We start from the raw sequence: 23,583 nt of genomic DNA on the forward strand, positions 1-23,583 counted from the left end.
ATTTCTGATTACAACCGGTAATAAGTTCCCGGAAAGATACTTGCGGTAGCTTCGGATACAAAGTGTTTTATAAATCTTAATTAAAATGAATACCGATATACTTTATACACATATCTGCTCCTATGTCAAAATATCCAGGGAGGAGTATGAACACTTTCTCCAACTGTTTAAACCGGTTCATTTAAAAAAGGGTGAGCTCCATTATCGGTAAGGAACAAATACTGGTTAAAGTAAAGGCTGTTGGTATTAATCCGCCCGACTGGAAGATCATTATGGGTGAAGTTAAAGTGGTGACCGGGAAAAAGTTCCCGAAGTCTGTGGGCTGTGACTTCTCCGGAACAATTGGAGGTAATAAAAGGGATGGATGTTTACATTAGTAAAACTTATCCAATGGCAGATTATAAGGAAGCTTATAAGATGGATATTTCAGACAAGGACTTTTATGATAAAGCAAGGAATGAAATTCAAATAAATGTGCTGGCGCCGTTACATCTGGTCTCTCTCTTTGCCGGGCTCCAATCGTTGGATACCGTTATCAATGTAACTTCCGGGCTGGCATTTGTACCACTCACCAAAGTGCCCGTTTATTGCGCTACCAAAGCTTTTTTCCATTCGTTTACTATTTCACTGAGGCATTTGCTGAAAGCACGCAATATAGAGATCATTGAACTGATCCCTCCTGCGCTCAACACTGACCTGGGTGGTAAAGGGTTGCACAGCGAGCATCCTTCTGTAGCTGATTTTATTAAGGCAATATTTCAACAACTGGAAGAAGGCAAAAATGAACTGACGTTTGGATATAGTGAAATGCTGTCGAAAGCAACACCGGTTGAGATACAGGGGATGTTCAAAAGAATGAACCCGTAAGCAGAGTTAGCATATGGGAAATAAAAACGGCCGGCAGATGAGATCACTTCCGGCCGCTTTTTTATTATTTTCAGACAACCACACTCTCCTGTCCTTTCTGTAAGGCAGTTTCGCGCAGCGTCGGCGAACTCACGCCTTCCACACGGAAGGTGGTGACATCATGCACTCCAATAAATCCAAAGATCCATTTGAGATACGGTTCTGCAAAATCCATCGCCTTCATCGGCCCTTCTGAGTATACTCCACCGGATGCGATGGCCAGGTATACCTTTTTATTTTTTAACAGTCCTTCAGGTTGCCCGTTACCATAACTGAATGTTTTGCCTGCGCGCACAACGTGATCAATCCAGGCTTTCAGCGCAGAAGGGATATGAAAATTATAGATAGGCACCCCTATCACGATGATATCTGCTGCTTCCAACTCTGCAATGGCTTCATTAGAATGCTGTATGGCCGTCTTATATGCTTCGCTTTCGTTTTCCGGAGGAGCGAAAAATGCAGTGAGGTGCGACTCTTCCAGGTGCGGATACTTTTTCTGTACAAGATCCCGTTGTGTAACCGTGCTGCCGGGATACTGCGCTTTTAATTTTTCAATGATGGTGTTGGTCAGTTGGGTGCTGTTGGAAGCACTACCCCGTGCGCTCGAAATTATTTCCAGTATCTTTTTCATGTCGTTATTTTTTGCTGATATTGATATTGCAAAACTATCCATCTTTACATTCGCTTTACCCGGAGTATGCTAAAGGTTACCACTAACCTTTGGGTTACTGGTGAAGCGGGGGCTTACCCATTTACCACGAATTAAAAAATACCTGGTTCCGGGTATATAAACATAAACAGGTGTAGGGTAATTTTGCGGTGGAACCATCTTCTTAATTATGAAACGTACACTTATTTTCAGCTTTCTGATTTCCATTGTTTTGTTTTCCTGCAGTAAAGACGATAAAGCAAAAGGCCCCAGCAATGAAGAAATCCTGACAAAGAAAATTGCGGACATCATTCCGCAGAAATATCTTGACACTTTAAAACTGATGGGACTGGATATTCACCAGGGCGTGAACCCTCCCAATGTAGAAGGCAGCTACAAGATTGCACCGCATAAACTGGATACCAGTAATATTGCGGGCGACCGTCCCGGAACATATTTCAGAGATGGGCTGGTATCTCTTTCGGAACAAAGTACAACAGATTACAGCATTAAGCTGATCGGTAAAAATTTCATCAGCTACGCCGACACCAGTATTGCCACTGCTGTTTCCGGCTCCGGTAACAACTTTACAGTATATGGCAAAGTGAAAGCCACCATTGGTACTTACTCCGCTGTATTCGCCCTTATTTTCACGGGCACCAAAGAAGGCCAGGACCTGAAAAACGTGCGGGTAGCGATTATCAATGTAGATAACAGTCTTGGTGGAACCGGTATTTTTATTCCCGAAGGCTCCGGCCGTATCGGTTATGATGAAGATGGCACTTCGCCGAAAGTGGCGGAGAAAGCGCTTCCTGAAAGTGGCGGACGCAGTACATTCCTGCATACACTAGGGCATTTCTGACAACAATAAAATAAACACAACTAAAAAATGGAAGGTGGCTGGTAAAGCCACCTTTTTTTATGCCCTTACCCTTCCCCCAAAAAAATATTTGCTAAACCAAATGGTTATATATACTTTTACTAAACCAAATGGTTTAGTATTTTAATTATAAGGAATGAAAGCGAGAAGAGACGTGTTCCAGGCGATCGCAGACCCTACAAGGCGCGCCATCATAGGCCTGCTGGCACAGCAAACGCTCACCCTCAACACGGTGGCAGACAACTTTAACATGAGCCAGCCGGCCATATCAAAGCACATGCGCATCCTCACGGAATGCGGACTGGTGATCATTGTAAAACAGGGAAGAGAAAGGCATTGCACGGCGAGCTTTGAAGCATTGGAAGAAGTAGCACAGTGGGCGGAACAATACCGCCGTTTCTGGACAAGCCGGCTCGACACGCTGGAGCAACTATTAAACGAACCAGGATCCTAGCTGTTTATTCATCATAAAAAACGATACACGATGGCAAGCAATGAAACACCCTGGGTAGAAGCCCAGATGCTGATACGCAAACCGGTATCAACGGTATTTAATGCCTTTATTGACCCTGATGTTACGAAGCACTTCTGGTTTACAAAAGGCAGCGACAAATTAGCGGTGGGGAAAACGGTGACCTGGGAATGGGAGATGTACCAGGTGTCTTCTAAAGTAAACGTAAAAGAGATCATACCTAACAAAAAGATAACGGTAACCTGGAATGAGCCGGCAACCACGATCGACTTCAACTTTCAGGCGGTAGATGATCATTCGACTTACGTTGTGATTAAGAATTATGGCTTTGATAAAACCGGCGATGAGCTGCTGCGTGAAATCAATGGCAGCACCGGCGGCTTCACCACCGTGCTCGATGGCCTGAAAGCTTACCTCGAACACAATATTAACCTGAACCTCATAGCAGACAAATTTCCAAAAGGTGTGGCAGCACACTAAAATAACTATCAACCTTTTAAACTAAAGGACATGGAAAAAACAGGACAGATCCTCTCTCCCGGCACCATTCGCTTTGAGCGCAATTTGCCCGGTCCCATTGAAAAAGTATGGGCCTATCTCACCGAATCCGAAAAACGCGGCAAATGGCTTGCCAGCGGCGAAATGGAGTTATTTGAAGGAGGCAAAGTTCATTTGCATTTCCTCCACCAGGAACTTAGTCCGCTTCCGGATAATATTCCTGAAAAATACCGCGACATGAAAGATGGTCATCATTTCACAGGCACGGTATTAAAGGTAGAATCGCCACGCCTGCTGGCGTTTACCTGGGAAGGCGGATCGGAAGTTACAATGGAATTAGCGGAGAAAGATGACCGCGTATTATTAACCCTTACACACCGCAAACTGGCCGACGACGTTAAAACCCGCAGCAGCGTAGGCGGTGGATGGCATACACACCTGGATATTTTAATCGCCAACCTCGAAGGCGTAACACCTCCCCCATTCTGGAACACACATACCAGGCTGGCCGCATTATATGCAGATATGGCGTAAATTTGATGGTAATCCATCAATACCTGTCAGCATATATGGAGGACTTTATCTCAAAAAAAACAGACCGGAAAACGGGCATACCCAACTTAGTACAATTGCTGCGCGGACAAATCAGCAGCTCAGAGCTGTCGTCCCTGCTGCTGGAAGTGTATCAACAAAAGTCGGAAGACATACAACCGGCGGCGTTGCTGCAACAATACCGGCAAAACATCTACGTGCAACCGGCCGACACCGACATGATTGATATGCTGGAAAAGGAACTGCAGCTCCTTCGCTTTTTAAGGCAACAGCAATATGAACCTGTAGAGTTGTCGCCGGTAGCGCAGTTTGGCAGTTGCGCGGCAGTGGGCACCGTTAGCCAGAAAAAGATCATCACCGCACTCCGGCACACGGAAGTGCTCGCAGATGCTACCAATTCACTTGCCCTTCATATTGCAGATCTGAAGCAGCGTGGCATAGCCACGGCTCCCGGTGAACGGCTGCGTTTTTGTACCGTTCACCGGCATATCAGGGCCATGCAGCTTCCTCCCGGCAAAGGCTATACGCCGCACTTCAAAATTGCCTGTATGGTAGCCGCAGGAAAGGATACCGGCAATTTTGATTTTGAACTAACCACCTGTGCAGAGCAGATGAAACATATTTATTACCTGCTGCATACCCTGTTCAACATAACTGATATCTACTTTAAAATACAACCCCGGTCCGGTTACAAAAACTGCCGCGCACTGACGGATGCTTTAATGAACTATCTTTCTTCCCATCTCCCGTACAAAATAATTTCAGACGATGCCCCCGCGGAAAATAATTATTATAAAGGCATACAATTTAAAGCGGTAGTACAACTGGATGGTAACGAAATAGAAATTGCAGATGGCGGCTTTGTCGACTGGACACAACAACTGCTTGGAAACAATAAAGAGCGGTGCTTCATTTCAGGCATCGGGCTAAGCCTGCTGATGAAGCTCTCCTGATTGCATTTACTCCAGCACCAGCCGGATTTCGTTATTCCTCTTCATATCGGTACTAAGGTTCAGCGTTTTTGATTCCTTTCCAAACCGTATGCGCAGCTCCGCAGTATTAGGCGGAATAGATCCAAGGTTGTCGGCGGTAAACAATAATATATTCTCTCCCGGCTGCAGCCGGATAGCAATTTGCTGTATGGCTTTCTTCACCGGGAAGCCGGTAACCACCCACTGGCCGTTTAACCGCAGCGAAATGCTGTCGCCGTCCTCCATCCGGGTATCTTTCAGTTCCAAAATAATATCAGCCGTGCGAACCGGTATAGTAGCTACCGGCACCGCTGTTCTTTTGATCACATTACTGGTAATGGTATCCACATTATTATCAGCAGAAGAACGGTAGATGTTTGCTACCAGGAAAGTTGCCCAGGCATTGGAGCGGTCGCTGAAATCAAATCCGTAGGGTCTACCGTTAATGGTAGTACGAATACGGCCGGTGTTGGGCGGAAGCCCCCCATAGTTATCTGCAAAAAGAACAAAGTAGTTCCGGCCGGTGTCCAGCCGCGCTTTGAGGTGACGGTTGTGATCATTGATCTGTTCCCTGGCGAAAATGACGTTTCCATTGTGAAGCAGCGTTATGGTATCTTCATCATACTTTTCCTGGTCTTCTATTTCGAGGGGAATTTCGCTGTCTTTTGCAACAATACTGTCGTAGATGCCGAAATAGATCTGGCTGGTTTCGGGGTGCATAATCCGTTGCAGGCTGGAATCGGGCAATGGCTTATTCCCGGCTTTAGTCAGTTTAAAATCGCCGCGGTAGAGGAAGTCGCGCAGCGCCACTTTGGATTGTTCATAAATCTCATCGCCTTCATCTAATCCCCGCATCCAGAAACTGGCTTTGTTGATCCACATGCGGCTCAGCGAAATACTGTTGTCCTTGTAATCCAAAGTGCCATTGAGATACCACATCCAGATACCGAGTTTATACGGCGTTTCCTTTAATGGATATTTATTGCGGCCTATTCCCAACTGTCCGTCGTTTTTCTTTGCCAGCAGCAGTTCATAAATACCGGTAAACTCCCCGTATTGTAAAGTGATCACCGCCGGATACAGCACGCCTTGCTGTGCCTCGCCAATATGCAGCTGCATGGTGATGGGTGTTCGCAGTCCCCAGGGATGAAGGGCCGCTTTCCAGATGCCGGTCCACTTATCGGTTTGCGCATGGGCAGCGTGGATGATGGTAGTTAACAGCGCAATGGTGATAAAGCATTTCAATTTCAATATGGTCATCATTATTTAGGATTCACAATTTAATACTATTTTGGGTGGGCAACAGCGCGTTGAATGCACAGTTGTAAAATAACCAAATTTAAACAGATAATGGAATACACAAAGGAATACGTTGCAAAAGAAGAGCATATAGATGTTCAGAATATTATGGATGGGTTATATTATCCTTTCTATATGGAGTATTGCCGCCACGACTACATCAGGGAAATACTGGGCTTTGATTTTGAGGAACAGGCCAGGAATGGTGTTTATATGGTTTTATCTGGTTACAAGATCCAGTTTTTAAGATCCCTGAAAAAAGGAGATCAGTTCACGGTTACCTGTACTTTATTTGCCGATCCGTCGGGCGGGCCGCGACTGCATTTCAAACAATCCATCCTCCTGAATGGGAAGGTGATGACGAAAGCGGTTTTTACAGGCACCTGTATTCCGGCTTCCGGAGGCCGTCCGTATTTACCGCCATCGGTGATGGAGAAGATAGCCGGCGCCCCGGTGATCGACAGCTCGGAAGTGTAAACTTATCATCTGCAGCTATAACAAGCAAAGCGGCTTTCGGGACGAAGGTCACTTTGCTTTTTTAGTTTAAAGTATTAAATTGTTTGTGCTATAGCATTCTATTATTAAACAGAACAGATGAACAAACTCTTTGCGGCACTGTCGCTTTCCCTGCTGGCATTGACCAGCGCGGGCCAATCTTCCCAACACGATCTGCAATTTAATCAGCTGGCCACCCGCTGGGATGAAGCCATCCCCCTGGGCAATGGTTGGCTGGGCGCGCTTGTCTGGCAAAAAGACGATCACCTGAGAATATCGCTGGACAGGGCCGACCTCTGGGATATGCGGCCCATGAAAGGGTTTCATCGCAAAGAGTTCAGCTATCAGTGGGTGATAGACCAGGTCAATAAAAAAGACTACAAACCCGTACAGGAATACCTGGATGCACCCTACGACCGGGAAGCCGCGCCTTCCAAAATACCCGGCGGCGCACTGGAATTTGATACGCGGAACTGGGGCGCCGTGCAATCTGTTCATCTTACACTGTCTACAGCGCTATGCGAAGTAACCTGGGCTGGTGGCGTGCGCATGAAAACTTTTGTAGACGCTGTAAAGCCGGTGGGATGGTTTCGTTTTGAAAATGTAAGCGCTGATTTCGTGCCACAGCTGCTGGCGCCGCAATACCAGGGTGCAGTGAAAAATGCAGGCGATCCTGTGGGCGGCGATGACCTGTCCCGGCTCGGCTACAAACAAGGCCGCATCCGGCAAACCGGCAACAGCATTACCTATCAGCAGGAAGGCTGGGGTGGATTTACCTATGAAATCAATGTGCGCTGGAAAAAAATAAACGCTACTACGATAGAAGGCGTATGGAGTATTTCCTCGCAATATCCCGGCAAAGCGGTTAATGAACCGGCTTCAAAAGTAACGGCCAAAGCCGCCGGCAATAATTTCAACGGGGAACTGGCAGCGCATACCGGCTGGTGGCAACACTTCTGGCAGCAATCTGCTATTCATGTGCCGGACACCTTACTCGAAAAACAATGGTACCTCGAACAATATAAGTTTGGCTCCGCCGCAAGAAAAAATGCGCCGCCCATTTCCCTGCAGGCCGTATGGACTGCCGACAACGGCCGCATTGCTCCCTGGAAAGGCGACTACCACCACGATCTCAACACCCAACTCAGTTACTGGCCTTCTTACAGCGCCAACCACCTCGACGAAGCAATGGGATATATTAATCACCTTGAAGCCAACAAAGCGAATTATAAACGCTACACAAAAATGTACTTCAATGCAGATGGTTTAGCCGTGCCAGGCGTTACCACGCTGGATGGTACTGAAATGGGCGGATGGATCCAGTACTCGCTCTCCCCCACCGTGTCGTCGTGGCTGGCCCAGCACTATTACCTGCAATGGCGTTACAGCATGGATAAGCAGTTCCTGAAAACAAAAGCGTATCCCTGGATAAAAAATACGGCCGCATTCCTGGAAAATATCACAGTCAAAGACAGCAACGGGCACCGTGCCCTGAAAATAAGCTCAAGCCCTGAAATAAATGATAATAGCCTGGACGCCTGGTTCCTGCAAAATACCAACTATGACCTGGCTCTTATGAAATTCACTTTCAGCAAAGCCGCGGAACTGGCTACGGTGCTGGGATTGAGCGACGAGGCCGCGCACTGGAACAAAATACTTTCCCAATTTGGGGACTTCGCCCTCTCTCCCGGCAAGGAACTGATGTTTGCCCCCAGCATGGCGTATAACCAGTCGCACCGCCACTTCTCCCACATGATGGCCATTCACCCGCTGGGGCTGATCAAATGGGAAGATGGCGCGAACGCGCAGGCGATCATCAACAACACCATTCACCTGGCGGACAGTATCGGGCCGGATTACTGGTGCGGCTACTCCTATGCCTGGATGGGCAATCTTAAAGCACGCGCAAAAAATGGCGCAGGAGCAGCAAAAGACCTCCAGACCTTTGCCCAGGCCTTCTGTTCTGTGAACAGCTTCCACCTGAACGGCGATCAGACAAAATCGGGACTGTCGAAATTCCAGTACCGGCCGTTTACGCTGGAAGGTAATTTTGCCTTTGCCGCAGGATTACAGGAGATGCTGCTGCAAAGCTATGCAGGCTTTATAGAGATCATGCCCGCCATACCAGCCGCATGGACGAACGTATCATTTGAGCAATTGCGCGCAGAAGGGGCTTTCCTGGTAAGTGCCAGAAAAGATGGCGGCCAGGTGGACGAAGTAAAGATTGTAGCGGAAAAAGGCGGAAAAACCCGCTTAAAGTTGCCGTTTAAAACTTTCTTTGCTGCCAGCAATAAAGGATTTGTAATAAATAATCCGGGAGATGGATTCCTTTCCCTAACGGCAACTCCCGGAGCGGTGTTGGTGCTGAAGAATGGATATGAATAAGATACTTACAGGGCGATAACTAACGGTGTTAGTTGTCGCCCGTCATTGAAAAAGAATATTATTCCTGCGGCTCTTGTTAACCGGATGTGCTATTTCCCATTTCTCGGAAAAATATTTACCGCACTCTTTCAGGTACTTATAGTACAGGTAGTCGGTTTCAAAACTCAGCAGCAGTTCATAGCTGGGTCTGTATTCCACCATAAAAACCTCCAGTGCCGGTGATTCCAGCCCGGTGATCTTCTTTACCAGTGTTTTATTAAAGCGGTGATCAATGTATTTCTCCCGTTCCTCGCGTTCCAGGAAACGCCGGAAGTTCTCCATCCGTTTAATTTTCTTCATGCTGAAAAGCGCGTCCAGGTTAATGCCGGCGCCCATTCCATTGCCGCCACTGGTAAGATAATCCGGTGAATAGTCGAACACTTTGCGGTATTCGTTGCGGAACTCCGCCGAATCCTGCCCGTAACTGCGCGGCCGTGCGGCAGATACTTCCACTTCCCGTAATGAATGAATACTTACATGCAGGCTCATATCGAAAGTGCGGTTAACCGGGATCTCTTTTACAGCAAACTTCATCGTCGCTTTCCCCTGGTAGGAAAAGCTGATAGAATCATTGGCCGGCAATATAATACTGTAATGACCAGCGGAATCTGTAACCGTGCCGGCTCCCGAGTTGCTCATCACACTTACGCCCGCCATACCGAAACGGGCCGTACGATCGTATACAGTGCCACGGACCCGCACCTGCCCGGCAGACACCAGGTGAAGCGAGACCAATACTATCAATATAAATATCCTTTGTAAAAATTTACTCATTTCCATCTCAATCTAAGACAGGATAGAAACATAAGCAAGGGTGGCCTCAATTATTAACAATTTTCTATGTTTTGATTATGCCGGTGTCAAACCCCTTTGCTATTACCAATCCTATCGTATATTTGGCAGGAAAATTGACCCAAAGGACCCAAAAAAAAGTAAACCAGGCTTATGTACGAAGTAAACCCACTGACAGATGCACTGAAAAGAGGCAACCTGTCAGCAGCAAAAGAACGGATCGATCAAGGTGAAAAATTACCCAAAGACCTTTCATCCTATGACAAAAAACAAATCTATGATACCCTGATCAGGGCAAAAGCTTTTGAGCTGATCGACGCACTGGTAAAAGACCGTATCATAGAAACGGATATTTACGAGTACGAAAAATTTGATGAGACGATCTTCCCGAGCCTGTTCAGGCACCTGGGCACTGAGCCGGCAGACCTGGATTTTCTTACTTCCTTCACCGGGAAACTGGATAATATCAACGATGCGCTCCAGGATAAAACCTTATTGAGCATTGCCTTCGACAACTCCGCTCCCATTGAACACATTAAAATACTGGTAGCAGCAGGCTGTGATATTCATTACAAAGATAATTACGATCAAAACTACCTGTATAAAATTGTACGGGAGTATACAATCAAAGAAGATAAAGGCGTGGTTTACCTCGAGTACCTGATTGGAGAAGGATTGGATCCCAATGCAGGAAATATCGTGAAAGAAACGCCGCTGCACCTGGCTATTAGTAAATGGCAGGAAAAGTATATCGACCTACTACTGCAAAACGGGGCTGACCTGAACCAGCCGGGAAAAGACGATGAAACGGCTTTCTATGCAGCCATCGTACACCAGGTATGCAGTGTGGAAAAATATGAAAAGCTGGCCGCATATGCCCCCGTGGATTTCGATATTGTCAACAAAAACGGGGAAACCGTTTTTAGTGGCGCTATGCGTATGCGCCGGCAGGGTTCTCCATCTGAAGTGCAGCTGTTAAAAGCGCTGATCCGTGATGGCGCAGATATTTACCAGACTTCTCCTTATTACGCCAAAGACAAAGCCGCACTGGACTGGGTGGCGGAACGCCCCGCAGATATTTTAGAGGCCATACTGGAAACAGGTGCGGTAGAACTGGACCGGCGGGATGATGAAGGCAACACGCTCCTTCATAAAGTGTGCGCCTATAACGTAAACTATGAGCAGGAAGCAGCCAGGCAACTTTACCGCAAAGTAAAACTGCTGATAGAACACGGAGCAGATGTAAATGCTACCAATGATCTTGATCAGCGACCTATTGACCTGGCCAGCCAGGACAACCTGAAATCAAAAACAGTAGAGTTACTTTTAAAAAATAAAGCGTAGTACTATGTCCATGTCTTTTATAATTGCCTGTGAAAGTGGCAAACGTAAAATAGCCGAAATTTTACTTGCCAATAACGAAGTAGATGTTGCCTATACCGATGAAAAAGGAAGGACCGCGCTGCATTACGCTGCACATCACGGATACCTGGATATTGCAAAACTATTGCTGGATGCCGGGGCAGATCTCGACTACGAAGACCATAACGGGGAAACGCCTTTTTACTTCTCCTGTCTGCAAAAACAAAAACAAACCGCGCTGTTCCTGCTGGAAAAAGGCGCGCGTACAGATATCAACGATCTCCAGGGAAACAGCCTGTTACATCTGACTGCTAAAACCGGTCAGAAGGAACTGATAGAAAAATTGCTCGAAAAAGGCGTTACAGTGGACCTGGAAAACAACGAGGCCGAAACGCCTTTACTCATTGCTTCCGCCTGGCGCAATAAAGAAGTGGTGCAAACCCTCATTGATCATGGTGCGGATGTGAACACCACCAATAAAGCCGGCGATAGCCCCCTTATAGTGGCAGTGCGCTCCAAAAACCTGGCAATGGCCGATTGCCTGATTCAAAATAATGCCAACGTAAATCATACCAATCATGCGGGGGAATCGGCGCTGCTGATTGCCTGTTATGATACCAACCGGGCACTCACCAACCTGCTGGTACAGCACGGCGCGGATGTGCTGATCACGTCGAAAAATGGTTTGTCCCCGATATGGTACGCCTGCGCCAATAATCAGAAAGAGATCGTCACCCTGTTCCTCGATAAGGGCATTGATGTTAATTTCAGTCAGCCGCTTTCCGCAGACACCGCCAGTATGAACACTTACCTGGATTGGGTGGAAAGCGCTTCCAGTCTTTCTATGGACAGTGCCTTTACGCTCAATCACACCTACAGCTACGGTGGCGAAAGCCTGTTACATGTAGCCGCTAAGAACGGCCATCTCAGCATGGTGAAGCTGTTGCTGGAACGCGGCGCCCATGTAAATATCCAGGATGAATCGGGAAATACAGCGCTGCATTACGCCGCCTCCAATGGTAAAAAGGATATCGTAAAATACCTGCTGGAACAACAGGCAGATGTATCGGTGGTCAATACCAAAGAGCAAAAGGCCATTGACTATGCATCCATCAAGGGATACAACGAAATTGCCGCGCTGCTGCTCAGCTATAATTCGCCCCAGGCAAAAGAAGTGAAAAACGAAGTACCTGTAGCGGAAGCGCCTGCAGGAAAAAGCATGGCAGATAAAAAACAAGCTTTGCTCGATCTCAAAGAACTGCTGGATGCCGGCATTCTTTCGGCCGCAGAATTTGATGAGGAGAAAGCGAAGATATTAAAAGGATAATTCCATTCCGGCGCTCCCTCACCAAGGAGCGCCGATTTGTTTCCGCACTATCGCCCAATTCAAGCGGGCTCATAAAAAATAACTATCTTTAGCCCGTAACCATATGAGGTTGTTGGGTATAATATTCTTTCTCCTATACAGGACAATGGGGGATTGCGCATATAGATAATAACCTCTATATATCCGGAATGCTATGCGCAATGCTATCGTAAAAAAAACAGCTATCAAGACATTGAAAATTATTTCAATATCAATTGCTGCCATCTTTCTTTTATTGTTTTTGCTGCCCGTTCTTTTCCCAACGGCCATTTCCAATAAGATAAAAACCTGGACCAATAACAGTATTACCGGGGATCTGAACTTCTCCCGGGCACGGCTGTCGTTTTTCAATCACTTCCCCTCGCTGACGCTCACGCTCTACGATTTCAGCCTGAAGGGCGCCGCTCCTTTTAAACAGGACACACTGATAGCTGCGAACGAAGTGGCCCTTGGTGTAAACCTGGCCAGCATCTTTTCCAGCGCCATCAACATCGATGAAATTTACCTGACCCGTGGCGATATTCACGTATTGACGGATGCGGAAGGGCATCCCAACTATAATGTGTACAAATCGGCGCCGGCCAGCGCTGCCAGCCAGGCAGACAGCGGCAGTGCGTCCCTTAAAATAGAACGCATACAACTGGAAAACTGCAACATCATTTATGATGACCGGTCGCTGCCCATGTACATCCAGGCCAAAGATGTGAACTATACCGGTAAAGGCGATCTGAGTAAAGCGCAGTTCGACCTGCACTCACGGGTACGTATCGGGGCCTTTGATCTTACCTATGCCGGCACTTCCTATATCCTGTCGAAGAAATTAAACGGGGAACTGATCACCAAGATCAACACCAATTCCCTGGACCTGATTTTTGAAAAGAATGACCTGAAACTGAATGAGCTGCCGGTACGGTTGAACGGCTCTTTCGGATTCCTGAAGAACGGCTACCGGATGGACTTCCGTCTGAGTTCAATGGAATCCAGCCTGCATGCTATTTTCAGTGCATTACCCGCGGAATATGTTACCTGGATGGATAAAACAGACATACAGGGAACAGCTGATGTGAATGCCAGCCTGATCGGGCAATACATCGCCGAAACCAACACCATGCCCGGTGTAACCTTTAACATGAAAGTACGGGAAGGCGTCATTACAAACGACAAAGCCCCTGCACCGATAAAGAACCTCTTCCTCAATTTCCAGTCGAGGTTGCCACAGCTCAACCTGGACAGCCTTTATATCAATGTGGATTCTATCTTCTTTAACATTGATAAAGATTATTTCAGCTCTGTGATCCGTATACAAGGGCTTGCCACTCCTGACATTCACATAAAGCTGAATACTGACATTGACCTGGAAAAATGGAACAAAGCCACAGGCGGCAAGTCCTTTGATATGAAAGGCAGGCTGCAGGCACACCTGCAGGCCGACGGCAAATATGCCAAAGGCGTTGTATACCGCGGCCTCCGGAAGCAGGCAGATACCGTGATTACCAGCATCCCGGCATTCAGCCTAAAGTCCAACCTGCGGAATGGCTACTTCAAATTTACGTCCATGCCGCAGGCGCTTAATAATATCAGCTTTAATGTAGACGCCGGCTGCCCGGATAACGACTACGCACATACGTACCTCAACATTGCCGATATCAACGCAGAGATGCTGAGCAACTATATCAAAGGCTTCTTCCGGCTTCACAATGCACAGGAACCGGTAGTGGATGCACAGCTTGCATCCGTATTACACCTCGGCGATATCAAGCAATTCTATAAAATGGACAGTCTCGACGTAACCGGTGATCTGAATGTCAACATCGTTACCAAAGGCAGCTACGTGCCCGCCAAACGACTGTTCCCGGTTACTACCGCCAAGCTGGCCATGAATAACGGTACCGTACAAACGAAGTATTATCCCCACCCGGTCGAGAAAATAAATGTGGATGCCACCATTACCAATACCACCGGCACCATGCGTTCCCTGGAGGTAGATCTTAAACCAGTGGCCTTTGAGTTTGAAGGACAACCCTTCATGCTGAAAGCGGATCTCAATAACTTCGATGATCTCCGGTATAACATTACGTCCAATGGGATCATCGACCTTGGTAAAATATACAAGGTGTTTGCCCTGCAGGGCTACGACGTGCAGGGCTTTATAAAAACTGACCTCTCGCTTCGTGGCACACAAAGCGACGCCACCGCCGGCAGATACGGCAAATTGAATAATAAAGGCTCGCTGGTAGTGAAGAATATTATACTAACAGCTGAATTGTTCCCGCTGCCATTCCATATTAAAAACGGCGTTTTCCGTTTCCACCAGGATAAAATGTGGTTCGATCAGTTCAATGCCAGCTATGGCAAATCGGCTATTACGCTGAACGGATTCCTCAGCAACGTAATAGGCTATGCAATATCGAAAAATCAAACGCTGCACGGCACGTTCGACCTGAAAAGCAATTACATCCTGGTGGATGAACTGATGGTGAACGGCGACACCAAAACCAGCGCTAATCCCACCACTACTTCCACCGGCGTTATCATGGTGCCCGGCAACCTATCGCTGGCGCTGAATGCAGCCGTGAATAAAATAAACTTCCAGGGCATTGCCATCGACAGCTTCCGCGGACAACTTAATGTAGACAGTAACAAAGTACGCCTCAGTAAAACCGGCTTCTCTGTTATTGGTGCGCCCGTTGAAATGGAAGCCACCTATGTAAGTATTCAGCCTAAGAAAGCTACGTTCGATTATCACATCAGCGCAAAAGAGTTTGATATAAAACGGGCCTATAACGAAATAAAGATCTTTCATGACATCGCCTCCTCTGCTTCCAGCGCCAGCGGCATGGTGGGACTCGACTACCAGCTTAGCGGTAAGCTTGATGAAAACATGCACCCGGTATACCCTTCCCTGAAAGGAGAAGGCGTGCTGTCTGTAAAGAAAATAAAGATGAAAGGCTTTAAATTATTCAATGCCGTGAGCAGCTCTACCGGCAAGGATGAGGTGAAAGATCCTGATCTCTCTAAAGTAGATATTAAGTCGTCTATCAAAAATAATATCATCACCATTGCCAGGACAAAAATGCGGGTTGCCGGCTTCCGCCCGCGTTTCGAGGGACAGGTTAGTCTTGATGGAAAACTGAACCTGAAAGGCCGCCTGGGGCTGCCGCCATTTGGCATTTTTGGCATACCCTTCAACGTTACCGGTACACAGGGTAATCCAAAAGTACAGCTGCGCAGGGGTTCCGAAAAAGATAACCTGGACGAAACGGCGGATCCTGACGAGGTACAAAATTGATTTTCCGGTACCTGTTTATTTCTCTTTAAAGATTTTTGCCAATTCTTCCTGGAGATGCTCTTCCCTGAGATTTTGTGCGATGATTTTTCCGTTGGGATCAATGAGGAAATTAGCAGGGATACCGCGGATCCCATACTGCTGCGCCACTTCGTTATCCCAGCCTTTGAGGTCCGATACCTGTGGCCAGGTTAGCTGATCATTGTCAATGGCTTTCAGCCAGGCGTCCTTCTGGCCGGGCATATCGAGCGATACGCCCAATACGGTGAAACCTTTCTCTTTATATTTATTGTAGGCTTTCAGCACATTGGAGTTTTCTTTCCGGCAGGGACCACACCAGCTGGCCCAGAAATCGAGCAGTACATAGCTGCCCCTGAATGAAGAAAGCTTTACTGCTTTGCCATCGGGAGATTGTTGTGTAAAGTCGGGCGCCACCTTGCCCATTTCTGTGTTTGCCCTTGAGGCCAGTAAAACCGGTATCCTTTTTCCGAGCGGTGAATTTTTCAGATGAGCGGGCAGGCGTTCATACGCCTTCCCTGCTGCCGCTGCCATTCCCGGATGGGCGGCGGCCTGGACGAGACTCACCACGCTGAGATAAGATGTTGGATACTTTTGGGCAAACTCCAGGTAAACCTCATACGACTCTTTAAGCAGCTGGCTTTCGCGTGCCATGAAAGCATCGTATACTTTTTTATCCTTCTGCTGTGCTTCCGGCATCGCTGTAAATTCCTTCTGCAAAGCGGAAAACTGCTCATCATTTTTTTTCAACATCGACCGGAGCACGGCCTGCTGATCGTTGACAGGCGAGTTTTTGATCACGATGTTTTTCAGTGAATCCTTTGCTTCCACGTTAAAGACCGCGGGCTCCAGGTATAAGCGCACGTAGTCTATTTGCTCACCTCTTCCCATTTGTTCCACATAGGGATTTTTGCGGAGGAATAACCCGGAATAAACAGGGTATTCCAGTTTTCCCCTGAAAACAAACCGGCCATCTGTTACCATGGCGGAATCTGTTATCCGCTGGTCCTCTATCTGGTAAACAAGATAAATTTTATCGCCATTATGCAAGCTATCTACCTTTCCTTTCAGTTCAAAGTGGTCCTGGGCCAGGAGTGACAGCGGAAATAAAAAAGTAAGCAATAATAATGTACGCATAGGATTCATTTTAACGTTTATGGGTAACCGGTAGTAATGTTATCCGGTTGGAAAATATAGTTGACAATCGCTGTTATCCGAGCAACTGCCTGATCCCTGCAAGATGATGATCATCATGCTCTGCCACAAAATAGGCCAGGTCAATGATCCGCATAGGCGTTTTCAGGCGTGGGTGCAGCGCTGTTTTTGCCAGGTGCTCATCCTCCAGGCTCCAAAGCCTGCTGACAAGCTGTTGCCGCTGCCCACGGAACTGTTGCAGCAACACGCTGGCGGGTGTTGCATTATGATTGGCAGCATGTGTTTTCTGGTTAGTTAAATCCGCTACCCTCAGCTCTGTGGCGCCGTTGATAAGATCTTCCAGGCGACCCAGCCACAGCGGTTCCATATCCGAAAGATGTCCTGCTTCCTCCTTGATGCTCCACTTCTCCCCTGGCTTTATAATGAGTAATTCAGGAGCTGTGGTGCGGATGATCTCTTCTATGCGGGCAGGAGTTCCGCTAAGCCGTTCTATAATAGCAGGCAGCAGGCCGTTGTCTTCAATAACAGGGAATGTTCTGTTGAACCATTCAGTTCTTTTCATTACTATCCGATTACTTAACTTAAAAATAATGATAATAAGTGATTTCTATCAAAAAAATAAACACATGTAAACATGAATTTTTTGTTAGGAATACTAATAACTAAACATTCTTCTTAAGTTGGTATCCGACCAGCATTCATTGCTGGTATGATGATCCTCAAACATTTACTATTCACCCTCAAAATTTATCAAATGGGTATGATCGCATTTTATGAAGGCAACAATGGCACGGAGAGCCTTGTACAAACAGTAAATGACAACCCCGGACAAGACTTCCAGCCGGTAAAGGCTGAGATCCGCTCCCTGAGGCTATTTGATGTCAGGGGTCGTTGCCGCATCAGGATATTTGATTCAGCGGATGGCGCTTTATCGAATGAATTTTGCATTGTTGATGTAAAAAATGAAAACAGCCGGCGCCATAAATTGGGCCAGCTGCTTTTTAATATGTTTCCCCCGTATACTCCCCCGCTTTTTCCGCCGGCGGATGAAATTCTTTTTCGCTTTTTGCAATTACTATTGTAGCAACACCGTTCCCTATAATATTTGTAATGGCACGTGCTTCACTCATAAACTTGTCTACCCCCAACAGGAAAGCAAGACCTTCTACCGGAATTTTATGAATAGCGGTGAGTGTTGAAGCCAGTACAATAAAGCCGCTGCCGGTTACGCCTGCGGCGCCTTTCGAGGTGATCATCAATATTCCGATAATAGTGAGAATTTCCCCGATAGTCAGGTGCACATCATACAGCTGCGCGATAAAAATAACGGACATCGACAGGTAAATAGAGGTCCCGTCCAGGTTAAAGGAATAGCCGGTTGGCACTACCAATCCCACTACGGATTTACTGCAGCCCATCTTCTCCAGCTTCAGCATGATGGAAGGCAACGCAGATTCTGAGGAGGAAGTACCAAGTACCAGTAACAGTTCTTCTTTGATATACTTCAGAAATCTCCAGATGCTCATTTTATAGTACTTCAGGATACCACCGAGCACCAGGAAAATAAAAACGGCCATCGTGAGGTATACGGTGCCCATCAATTTGGCCAGCGGCACCAGCGTATGTAAACCGAACCTGCCAATGGTGTAGGCCATTCCCCCGAAAGCGCCCAGCGGAGCCAGGTACATCACGTATTTCAATGCTGTGAAAACCAGTTTGGAAAGTTTGCTCAGAGCCTTAATAATCACCTGCCGGTATTTCGAGTAATTGAGCAATACCCCGATGATGATGGCGGCCACCAATACCTGCAGCGTCATGTTATTCAGGAAGAAGGTGAGCCAGTCGAAACTCTTTGCTGCACCGGAAGTGTATTTGGAAGCATTTTCGATTTGCAGGGACGACTTATCAATTTTTCCCGGCCGGATCAATAAGGCCATCAAAACGCCGGCGGCCAGGGATATGGTGGAAACTACTTCAAAGTAAAGCAGTGATTTAACACCAATACGACCCACTTTTTTCAGGTTCTCCATTCCACTGATCCCTAAAACAATGGTAAGGAATATAATGGGTGCAATAAACAGCTTGATAATATCGATAAAGGTTTTTCCTATAATTTCCATCTTCACACCGGTGGCCGGCGCCAGGGTGCCTAATAATATGCCGGCGATAATGGCAATGAGCACCCAAAAGGTGAGATTGGTAAAGATCCTGATGTGCAAACTCCGGTTCACGGCTACTTCCGGTTGATACGACGCAATGTCTTCGTGCATGGGTTCTATCGGTTTTCGTTGAAATTCCCCGTCAAGTAACGAAATTTTAGCCGCTTATTTCAGCAAGGGTCATATATTTATTTTATGGGATCGGTTGCAGCTTTACAATCCACCGGTTTCAATAACGGAAATAATTTGCTGACGTGCCTGCCTGGATTCAGGTAAGTTAATGAGCATCCAGTCGTGTACCATCCCGGGGTATTCCACATACGTAAACTGCAACACTTCCGGGGCCATCATCTTTTTCAGTTTACGGGCATCGGCTACCAGTATTTCCCTGGATCCTGCAAAAACAGTGATGTTTTCCAATCCCTTAAATGAGCCATAAATAGGGCTAAGCAGGTAATGGTCCAGCGGTGCGTTACCCGCATAGATCCTGCCGGCCTGCAGAAGTCCATCCAGTCCCATAAAGGGATCCTGCGTTACGATTTCGTGTATCTCCGGGTTACTCAAACTGATATCCAGCCAGGGCGAAAGCAGGATCAGCTGTCCCGGCTGCGGCAGCTGTTCCTTTACCAATAACTGGCATAGCGCCAGTGCCAGCCCTCCTCCTGAAGAATCGCCCATGATGATCAGGTCCTCTTTGGCTACTTTTTCAAGTAATTCCCTGTAAAGGGCCAGCACCATCTTAAAAGTATCTTCAAAAGTAAAGTCAGGCGCCAGCGGGTAATCCGGCGCTGAGATAGTGCAATGCGTGGCCGCTACCAATTCGGCCATAAAAGACCAATGGTGCGATGTAAAATTTTGTACATAAGCGCCTCCATGCAAATACAGTATATGCTTCCGCCCTTTCCCGGTGCGGGACTGCAGGGTGAAAACAGGCTGGCCGTTTAGCTGCCGTTTGGCTACCACGCAAAATTTGTGGACCTTAGCCGTGGGCTCCGGACTACTGTAAAAATTCTGCTTGCCTGTGGCCAGCAGTGTTTTTAGAAAGTGCTTCTTCCCGATTAACCGGAGAAAAAGGGCAAATAATTTGCTGTGTATACTGGCCAAATTGATCTGTTTTAAATATAACAACGGTGCTGCCTCGCATCATAATATTTACAACCAGTAAGGTATGCCTAATATTCAGACAAACGATTTCTGGCTCCGCCTGGATAATGCAGCAAAAATTTATCCGGCTATTAAGGATAACGAGCTTACCTCCGTTTTCCGCGTAGCGGTGGTGTTAAAAGACCGGATAAAGGCAAAGGCTATGCTGGAAGCCGTTCACGAAATTGAAAACCGGTTCCCTTATTACAAAGTAAGGCTTAAAACAGGGTTCTTCTGGTATTACCTCGAACAACAACAGGGCCCGGTTCCCGTAGAAGCAGATCTGCAAACACCCTGCCGCGCCTTCCGGAAAAAGGAACTGATGTTTCGCATACTGGTAAAGAAAAACAGGATCAGCGTTGAATTTTCGCATATCCTGACAGACGGCACCGGCGCGTTTGAATTTCTGAAAACATTATTACTCGTGTATTTTGAAAAATGCTGTATTCCACTTGCAGACAAACCGGTGTTTTACAATCCCGATCAACCACCGGCGCTGGAAGAATACGAAGATGCCTATAGCAGGTATTTTAAAAAAATAGACGCGCCGCATATAAAAACTCCCGGCGCCTTTCATGTTCCCTTCTCTTTAAAAAGAAAACCCAGGTTCAGTGTGCTTACCGCCATCATGCCCGTAGCCCAGGTTACTAAAAAGGCAAAGGCGCTGGGAGTGAGCCTCACGGTATATCTCACCGCTGTTTATCTTCACGCACTACAGCAAATTCATGAACAACAACCCCGTTTAAAAAAGAATATCAACAGGAAAATATTACGTATCGAAGTTCCGCTGAACCTACGTAAGTTGTACCCCACGCGGTCGATGAGGAACTTCTCACTGTATGTACTTCCGCAAATCGATCTCAGGCTGGGACATTATACATTTGAGGAGATCGTTAAAACCGTATATCACCAGATGCAACTGGAAACCGACCAGAAGCTGATCAATAAAATGATTTCCCGCAATGTGGGTGGTGAACGCAATACGCTGGTGAAAAATATCCCGCTTTTCCTGAAATCGCTTTTCCTTTCCAGGCTGTATATTGTTGGTACAAAACAATATAGTGGCGTAGTCACCAACCTGGGAAAGATAGACCTCGGACCAGACGCCAATCACCTGATTGAGCAGTTTGTATTTATTGCCCCTCCGCCCAATAAAGTATTGAAGGTAAATTGCGGTGTTGCCGGGTTCGGCGACAACCTCGTATTAAGTTTTGGCAATATCACCACCTCAAAAGAACTGGAAAGACATTTCCTGACATTTATGGCGCAGCAGGATATCGCTGTTAAAATAATAAACTCATGAAGTATTGTAATAACTGTGGCGTAATACTGGAAGACGATATGCTGATATGCCCGCTATGCGGCGCCGGAGCAGGTACCAACAGCGAAAAGCAGGAAACAGTTGACAACGGCAGGAAAATAATAGCAACCCCGGCTGAAACGCTGACAAAGCAACAAAAGAAACTGGTGTGGGAAATTGTATCTCTGGTGCTGATTTCCTCTATTGTAGCTGCGTTGCTGATTAATCTTATTATCAACAAAACCGTTTCCTGGTCGGAATACCCGGTGGCTGTTTGTCTTACTATTTTCGCCTATGTTTCCTTCTTTGCCTTTTGGTCAGGCAGCAGCACGGCCCGTATGCTGGGAGGATTTATCACCTCGTCCGTGCTTATGTTATTATTAGATGCGCTAACCGGTGGACTCAGCTGGGCGGCCCCCATAGCGATTCCTGCTCTATTGACAGCCAGTGGTATTACCGCCGTTTTGCTAAGCATCATCCGGCATTCGGTTTCCAAAGGCGTTAACCTGATCGCCTATACGTTTATTGGCGGCGCGGTATTATGTATAGCTATAGAGGCCATACTATCCCTGTACCACACCGGGAATATTCACCTGGACTGGAGCCTCATTGTTTGTTTGTGCGTGCTGTTGGTGGCTATTGCCTTATTATTTCTGCACTTCGGGTTAAAGAAAGGCAGAAGCCTTGAAAAAACTTTTCACCGGTAATCACAGTTTGTAAACTTCACTGCCCGCTAACAGGAAACAGCCTAATCCATAATCTTCGAAGTCGGGTACTTTATCAAAGGTAACAGGCTGTCCGTCTTTAGGTTCCTTACCGGTGCCCTGCACATAGCCTAATCGTCCATCTTTATCGATACAGTTTTCCAGGAGGGCATTCCATGCTTTCCGGACTATAGGCAGATAGGTTTTCTTATCGATCAGTTGATGATTGATGCCCCAGGCCATTCCGTATACGAATAGCGAGGTGCCGGTCAATTCCATTCCGCCGTAGTTATCCGCATCATGCAAACTTACATTCCAGAAGCCATCCGGGCGTTGGATGGGGACCAGGGCTTTTAACATATCCTGGTAGTCCTGCAGGTATTCCTTGTAATGCGGATCGCTGGTGGGAAGCAAATCCAGCGTGCGCACCAGTGCAGCTACCACCCAGCCATTGCCCCTGCTCCAGTAGCAGTCTTCCCCATTCGGTGCAGTATAGGGAGGCACAAAATCTTTGTCTCTCCACCACAGGTGATCTGCCGGGTTATACAAACCCTTACCGCCGTGATTATATTTCGTGTAGGCGTACATGGTATACATCCGGTTAAAATAGCTGGTATCTTTATAAATCACGCCTAGCCTGGCGAACACGGGCATGGCCATCTGCAGCGCATCGATCCACCACCAGTCGTCCACTTCCGGGGAGGCTTTCATATTATCCATGGCGGCTTTAATATCCCTGATGCGTTCTTCTTTTTTATCGATGAGGTACAGGTCTATGTAGGTTTGTCCGCAGCATTGATTATCCGCATTCCGTACTTGTGTGCCGCCCCAAAGTCCCCACTGATGACTATTGCCCCAGGCCACGGCATAATCATAGTAAGCGGCTTGCTTGTCGATATTGTACAGCGCCATGAGTCCTTCATAATAAACCGCCCGGGTCCACAAATTAGAGGGACGTTCTTTATTGGTAAAGGTAGGCTTGCCCGGATCGGGCCATTTCTGCATAAAATATTGATTGGTGAGGCGCATTGCCGCCAGGGTCTCTTTTTTCGCCGGCAGCTTTTGTGCAAAGGCCAGCTGGCTGATAAGACATAGCGTAATAAACAGGCTTTTCATACGTGGTAATTTATTTCAGATTCTTCTGATGGGTTA

General features: G+C 47.0%; 22 protein-coding genes. 14 read left to right on the forward strand and 8 right to left on the reverse strand.

Features of this window, described 5'->3' with window-relative positions; all coding sequences use genetic code 11:
* Nucleotides 1-191: 191 nt before the first annotated feature.
* Both QFZ51_RS20240 and QFZ51_RS20245 read left to right on the forward strand, forming a co-directional pair.
* Nucleotides 192-377 carry an alcohol dehydrogenase catalytic domain-containing protein gene (locus tag QFZ51_RS20240; protein WP_429048348.1) on the forward strand — a complete coding sequence of 62 codons (186 nt, stop codon included), beginning with the start codon at nucleotides 192-194 and terminating at the stop codon, nucleotides 375-377.
* A 13-nt stretch (nucleotides 378-390) separates the two neighbouring features.
* Nucleotides 391-867, forward strand: coding sequence for an SDR family NAD(P)-dependent oxidoreductase (locus tag QFZ51_RS20245; protein WP_429048350.1), 477 nt, complete (start codon nucleotides 391-393; stop codon nucleotides 865-867).
* Between the two features lie 70 nt (nucleotides 868-937).
* Here the strand turns inward: QFZ51_RS20245 and QFZ51_RS20250 are convergent, their stop codons facing one another.
* Nucleotides 938-1,537 carry an FMN-dependent NADH-azoreductase gene (locus tag QFZ51_RS20250; protein ID WP_429048352.1) on the reverse strand — a complete coding sequence of 200 codons (600 nt, stop codon included), beginning with the start codon at nucleotides 1,535-1,537 and terminating at the stop codon, nucleotides 938-940.
* A 208-nt stretch (nucleotides 1,538-1,745) separates the two neighbouring features.
* Between QFZ51_RS20250 and QFZ51_RS20255 the strand changes: the two genes are divergently transcribed.
* The 5 genes from QFZ51_RS20255 (at nucleotide 1,746) to QFZ51_RS20275 (ending at nucleotide 4,910) form a co-directional block, all read left to right on the forward strand.
* Nucleotides 1,746-2,417, forward strand: a complete 672-nt coding sequence (locus QFZ51_RS20255) for a hypothetical protein (protein WP_429048353.1) — start codon at nucleotides 1,746-1,748, stop codon at nucleotides 2,415-2,417.
* A 154-nt stretch (nucleotides 2,418-2,571) separates the two neighbouring features.
* Nucleotides 2,572-2,889, forward strand: coding sequence for an ArsR/SmtB family transcription factor (locus QFZ51_RS20260; protein WP_429048355.1), 318 nt, complete (start codon nucleotides 2,572-2,574; stop codon nucleotides 2,887-2,889).
* 30 nt (nucleotides 2,890-2,919) lie between these two features.
* Nucleotides 2,920-3,387, forward strand: a complete 468-nt coding sequence (locus QFZ51_RS20265; RefSeq protein ID WP_429048357.1) for an SRPBCC family protein — start codon at nucleotides 2,920-2,922, stop codon at nucleotides 3,385-3,387.
* Nucleotides 3,388-3,417: 30 nt separating this feature from the next.
* Entirely contained in the window at nucleotides 3,418-3,939 is a 522-nt protein-coding gene (locus QFZ51_RS20270; protein ID WP_429048359.1) for an SRPBCC family protein, read from the forward strand.
* Nucleotides 3,940-3,974: 35 nt separating this feature from the next.
* Nucleotides 3,975-4,910 carry a hypothetical protein gene (locus tag QFZ51_RS20275; RefSeq protein ID WP_429048361.1) on the forward strand — a complete coding sequence of 312 codons (936 nt, stop codon included), beginning with the start codon at nucleotides 3,975-3,977 and terminating at the stop codon, nucleotides 4,908-4,910.
* A 6-nt stretch (nucleotides 4,911-4,916) separates the two neighbouring features.
* Here the strand turns inward: QFZ51_RS20275 and QFZ51_RS20280 are convergent, their stop codons facing one another.
* Nucleotides 4,917-6,191, reverse strand: a complete 1,275-nt coding sequence (locus QFZ51_RS20280) for a hypothetical protein (protein WP_429048362.1) — start codon at nucleotides 6,189-6,191, stop codon at nucleotides 4,917-4,919.
* A gap of 87 nt (nucleotides 6,192-6,278) precedes the next feature.
* On the opposite strand from QFZ51_RS20280, the gene QFZ51_RS20285 reads away from it, so the two are divergent.
* Both QFZ51_RS20285 and QFZ51_RS20290 read left to right on the forward strand, forming a co-directional pair.
* The gene (locus QFZ51_RS20285; RefSeq protein ID WP_370910724.1) at nucleotides 6,279-6,704 is read left to right on the forward strand and encodes an acyl-CoA thioesterase; all 426 of its coding nucleotides are present in this window, start codon (nucleotides 6,279-6,281) and stop codon (nucleotides 6,702-6,704) included.
* Nucleotides 6,705-6,821: 117 nt separating this feature from the next.
* Nucleotides 6,822-9,107 carry a glycosyl hydrolase family 95 catalytic domain-containing protein gene (locus QFZ51_RS20290; protein WP_429048364.1) on the forward strand — a complete coding sequence of 762 codons (2,286 nt, stop codon included), beginning with the start codon at nucleotides 6,822-6,824 and terminating at the stop codon, nucleotides 9,105-9,107.
* 42 nt (nucleotides 9,108-9,149) lie between these two features.
* Here the strand turns inward: QFZ51_RS20290 and QFZ51_RS20295 are convergent, their stop codons facing one another.
* Entirely contained in the window at nucleotides 9,150-9,920 is a 771-nt protein-coding gene (locus QFZ51_RS20295; protein ID WP_370910722.1) for a carboxypeptidase-like regulatory domain-containing protein, read from the reverse strand.
* Nucleotides 9,921-10,091: 171 nt separating this feature from the next.
* On the opposite strand from QFZ51_RS20295, the gene QFZ51_RS20300 reads away from it, so the two are divergent.
* From QFZ51_RS20300 to QFZ51_RS20310, 3 genes are all read left to right on the forward strand, one after another.
* Nucleotides 10,092-11,282, forward strand: coding sequence for a hypothetical protein (locus QFZ51_RS20300; RefSeq protein ID WP_429048366.1), 1,191 nt, complete (start codon nucleotides 10,092-10,094; stop codon nucleotides 11,280-11,282).
* 10 nt (nucleotides 11,283-11,292) lie between these two features.
* Nucleotides 11,293-12,627 carry an ankyrin repeat domain-containing protein gene (locus QFZ51_RS20305; protein WP_429048367.1) on the forward strand — a complete coding sequence of 445 codons (1,335 nt, stop codon included), beginning with the start codon at nucleotides 11,293-11,295 and terminating at the stop codon, nucleotides 12,625-12,627.
* A 193-nt stretch (nucleotides 12,628-12,820) separates the two neighbouring features.
* Nucleotides 12,821-15,955 carry an AsmA family protein gene (locus tag QFZ51_RS20310; protein ID WP_429048369.1) on the forward strand — a complete coding sequence of 1,045 codons (3,135 nt, stop codon included), beginning with the start codon at nucleotides 12,821-12,823 and terminating at the stop codon, nucleotides 15,953-15,955.
* Nucleotides 15,956-15,970: 15 nt separating this feature from the next.
* Here QFZ51_RS20310 and QFZ51_RS20315 read toward each other — a convergent pair whose 3' ends face one another.
* The 4 genes from QFZ51_RS20315 to QFZ51_RS20330 form a co-directional block, all read right to left on the reverse strand.
* Complete coding sequence (locus tag QFZ51_RS20315; RefSeq protein WP_429048370.1) at nucleotides 15,971-17,107, reverse strand: redoxin domain-containing protein; 1,137 nt, start codon at nucleotides 17,105-17,107, stop codon at nucleotides 15,971-15,973.
* 73 nt (nucleotides 17,108-17,180) lie between these two features.
* Nucleotides 17,181-17,687: a DinB family protein gene (locus tag QFZ51_RS20320; protein WP_429048372.1), complete on the reverse strand. Its 507-nt coding sequence runs from the start codon at nucleotides 17,685-17,687 to the stop codon at nucleotides 17,181-17,183.
* A 439-nt stretch (nucleotides 17,688-18,126) separates the two neighbouring features.
* Nucleotides 18,127-19,395: a cation:dicarboxylate symporter family transporter gene (locus QFZ51_RS20325; RefSeq protein WP_429048373.1), complete on the reverse strand. Its 1,269-nt coding sequence runs from the start codon at nucleotides 19,393-19,395 to the stop codon at nucleotides 18,127-18,129.
* 102 nt (nucleotides 19,396-19,497) lie between these two features.
* Nucleotides 19,498-20,388, reverse strand: coding sequence for an alpha/beta hydrolase (locus QFZ51_RS20330; protein ID WP_429048374.1), 891 nt, complete (start codon nucleotides 20,386-20,388; stop codon nucleotides 19,498-19,500).
* Nucleotides 20,389-20,452: 64 nt separating this feature from the next.
* On the opposite strand from QFZ51_RS20330, the gene QFZ51_RS20335 reads away from it, so the two are divergent.
* Entirely contained in the window at nucleotides 20,453-21,730 is a 1,278-nt protein-coding gene (locus QFZ51_RS20335) for a hypothetical protein (protein WP_429048376.1), read from the forward strand.
* Nucleotides 21,727-22,434: a DUF6320 domain-containing protein gene (locus QFZ51_RS20340; protein WP_429048378.1), complete on the forward strand. Its 708-nt coding sequence runs from the start codon at nucleotides 21,727-21,729 to the stop codon at nucleotides 22,432-22,434. Before QFZ51_RS20335 ends, QFZ51_RS20340 begins: the two co-directional genes overlap by 4 nt.
* Here QFZ51_RS20340 and QFZ51_RS20345 read toward each other — a convergent pair whose 3' ends face one another.
* Nucleotides 22,435-23,547, reverse strand: coding sequence for a glycoside hydrolase family 88/105 protein (locus tag QFZ51_RS20345; protein ID WP_429048379.1), 1,113 nt, complete (start codon nucleotides 23,545-23,547; stop codon nucleotides 22,435-22,437).
* Between the last annotated feature and the right edge of the window lie 36 nt (nucleotides 23,548-23,583).

It is taken from the genome of Chitinophaga sp. W3I9 (genome assembly GCF_050434025.1).
Taxonomy (GTDB): Bacteria; Bacteroidota; Bacteroidia; order Chitinophagales; family Chitinophagaceae; genus Chitinophaga.

What these genes read in the sequence shown, in the direction of transcription:
- QFZ51_RS20295 (WP_370910722.1), bottom strand. Translation starts at nt 9,920, where the DNA reads ATGAGTAAATTTTTACAAAGGATATTTATATTGATAGTATTGGTCTCG.
- QFZ51_RS20305 (WP_429048367.1), top strand. Translation starts at nt 11,293, where the DNA reads ATGTCTTTTATAATTGCCTGTGAAAGTGGCAAACGTAAAATAGCCGAA.
- QFZ51_RS20310 (WP_429048369.1), top strand. Translation starts at nt 12,821, where the DNA reads ATGCGCAATGCTATCGTAAAAAAAACAGCTATCAAGACATTGAAAATT.
- QFZ51_RS20280 (WP_429048362.1), bottom strand. Translation starts at nt 6,191, where the DNA reads ATGATGACCATATTGAAATTGAAATGCTTTATCACCATTGCGCTGTTA.
- QFZ51_RS20300 (WP_429048366.1), top strand. Translation starts at nt 10,092, where the DNA reads ATGTACGAAGTAAACCCACTGACAGATGCACTGAAAAGAGGCAACCTG.
- QFZ51_RS20320 (WP_429048372.1), bottom strand. Translation starts at nt 17,687, where the DNA reads ATGAAAAGAACTGAATGGTTCAACAGAACATTCCCTGTTATTGAAGAC.
- QFZ51_RS20255 (WP_429048353.1), top strand. Translation starts at nt 1,746, where the DNA reads ATGAAACGTACACTTATTTTCAGCTTTCTGATTTCCATTGTTTTGTTT.
- QFZ51_RS20345 (WP_429048379.1), bottom strand. Translation starts at nt 23,547, where the DNA reads ATGAAAAGCCTGTTTATTACGCTATGTCTTATCAGCCAGCTGGCCTTT.
- QFZ51_RS20270 (WP_429048359.1), top strand. Translation starts at nt 3,418, where the DNA reads ATGGAAAAAACAGGACAGATCCTCTCTCCCGGCACCATTCGCTTTGAG.
- QFZ51_RS20265 (WP_429048357.1), top strand. Translation starts at nt 2,920, where the DNA reads ATGGCAAGCAATGAAACACCCTGGGTAGAAGCCCAGATGCTGATACGC.
- QFZ51_RS20335 (WP_429048376.1), top strand. Translation starts at nt 20,453, where the DNA reads ATGCCTAATATTCAGACAAACGATTTCTGGCTCCGCCTGGATAATGCA.
- QFZ51_RS20245 (WP_429048350.1), top strand. Translation starts at nt 391, where the DNA reads ATGGCAGATTATAAGGAAGCTTATAAGATGGATATTTCAGACAAGGAC.
- QFZ51_RS20260 (WP_429048355.1), top strand. Translation starts at nt 2,572, where the DNA reads ATGAAAGCGAGAAGAGACGTGTTCCAGGCGATCGCAGACCCTACAAGG.
- QFZ51_RS20340 (WP_429048378.1), top strand. Translation starts at nt 21,727, where the DNA reads ATGAAGTATTGTAATAACTGTGGCGTAATACTGGAAGACGATATGCTG.
- QFZ51_RS20250 (WP_429048352.1), bottom strand. Translation starts at nt 1,537, where the DNA reads ATGAAAAAGATACTGGAAATAATTTCGAGCGCACGGGGTAGTGCTTCC.
- QFZ51_RS20290 (WP_429048364.1), top strand. Translation starts at nt 6,822, where the DNA reads ATGAACAAACTCTTTGCGGCACTGTCGCTTTCCCTGCTGGCATTGACC.
- QFZ51_RS20285 (WP_370910724.1), top strand. Translation starts at nt 6,279, where the DNA reads ATGGAATACACAAAGGAATACGTTGCAAAAGAAGAGCATATAGATGTT.
- QFZ51_RS20325 (WP_429048373.1), bottom strand. Translation starts at nt 19,395, where the DNA reads ATGCACGAAGACATTGCGTCGTATCAACCGGAAGTAGCCGTGAACCGG.
- QFZ51_RS20275 (WP_429048361.1), top strand. Translation starts at nt 3,975, where the DNA reads ATGGAGGACTTTATCTCAAAAAAAACAGACCGGAAAACGGGCATACCC.
- QFZ51_RS20315 (WP_429048370.1), bottom strand. Translation starts at nt 17,107, where the DNA reads ATGCGTACATTATTATTGCTTACTTTTTTATTTCCGCTGTCACTCCTG.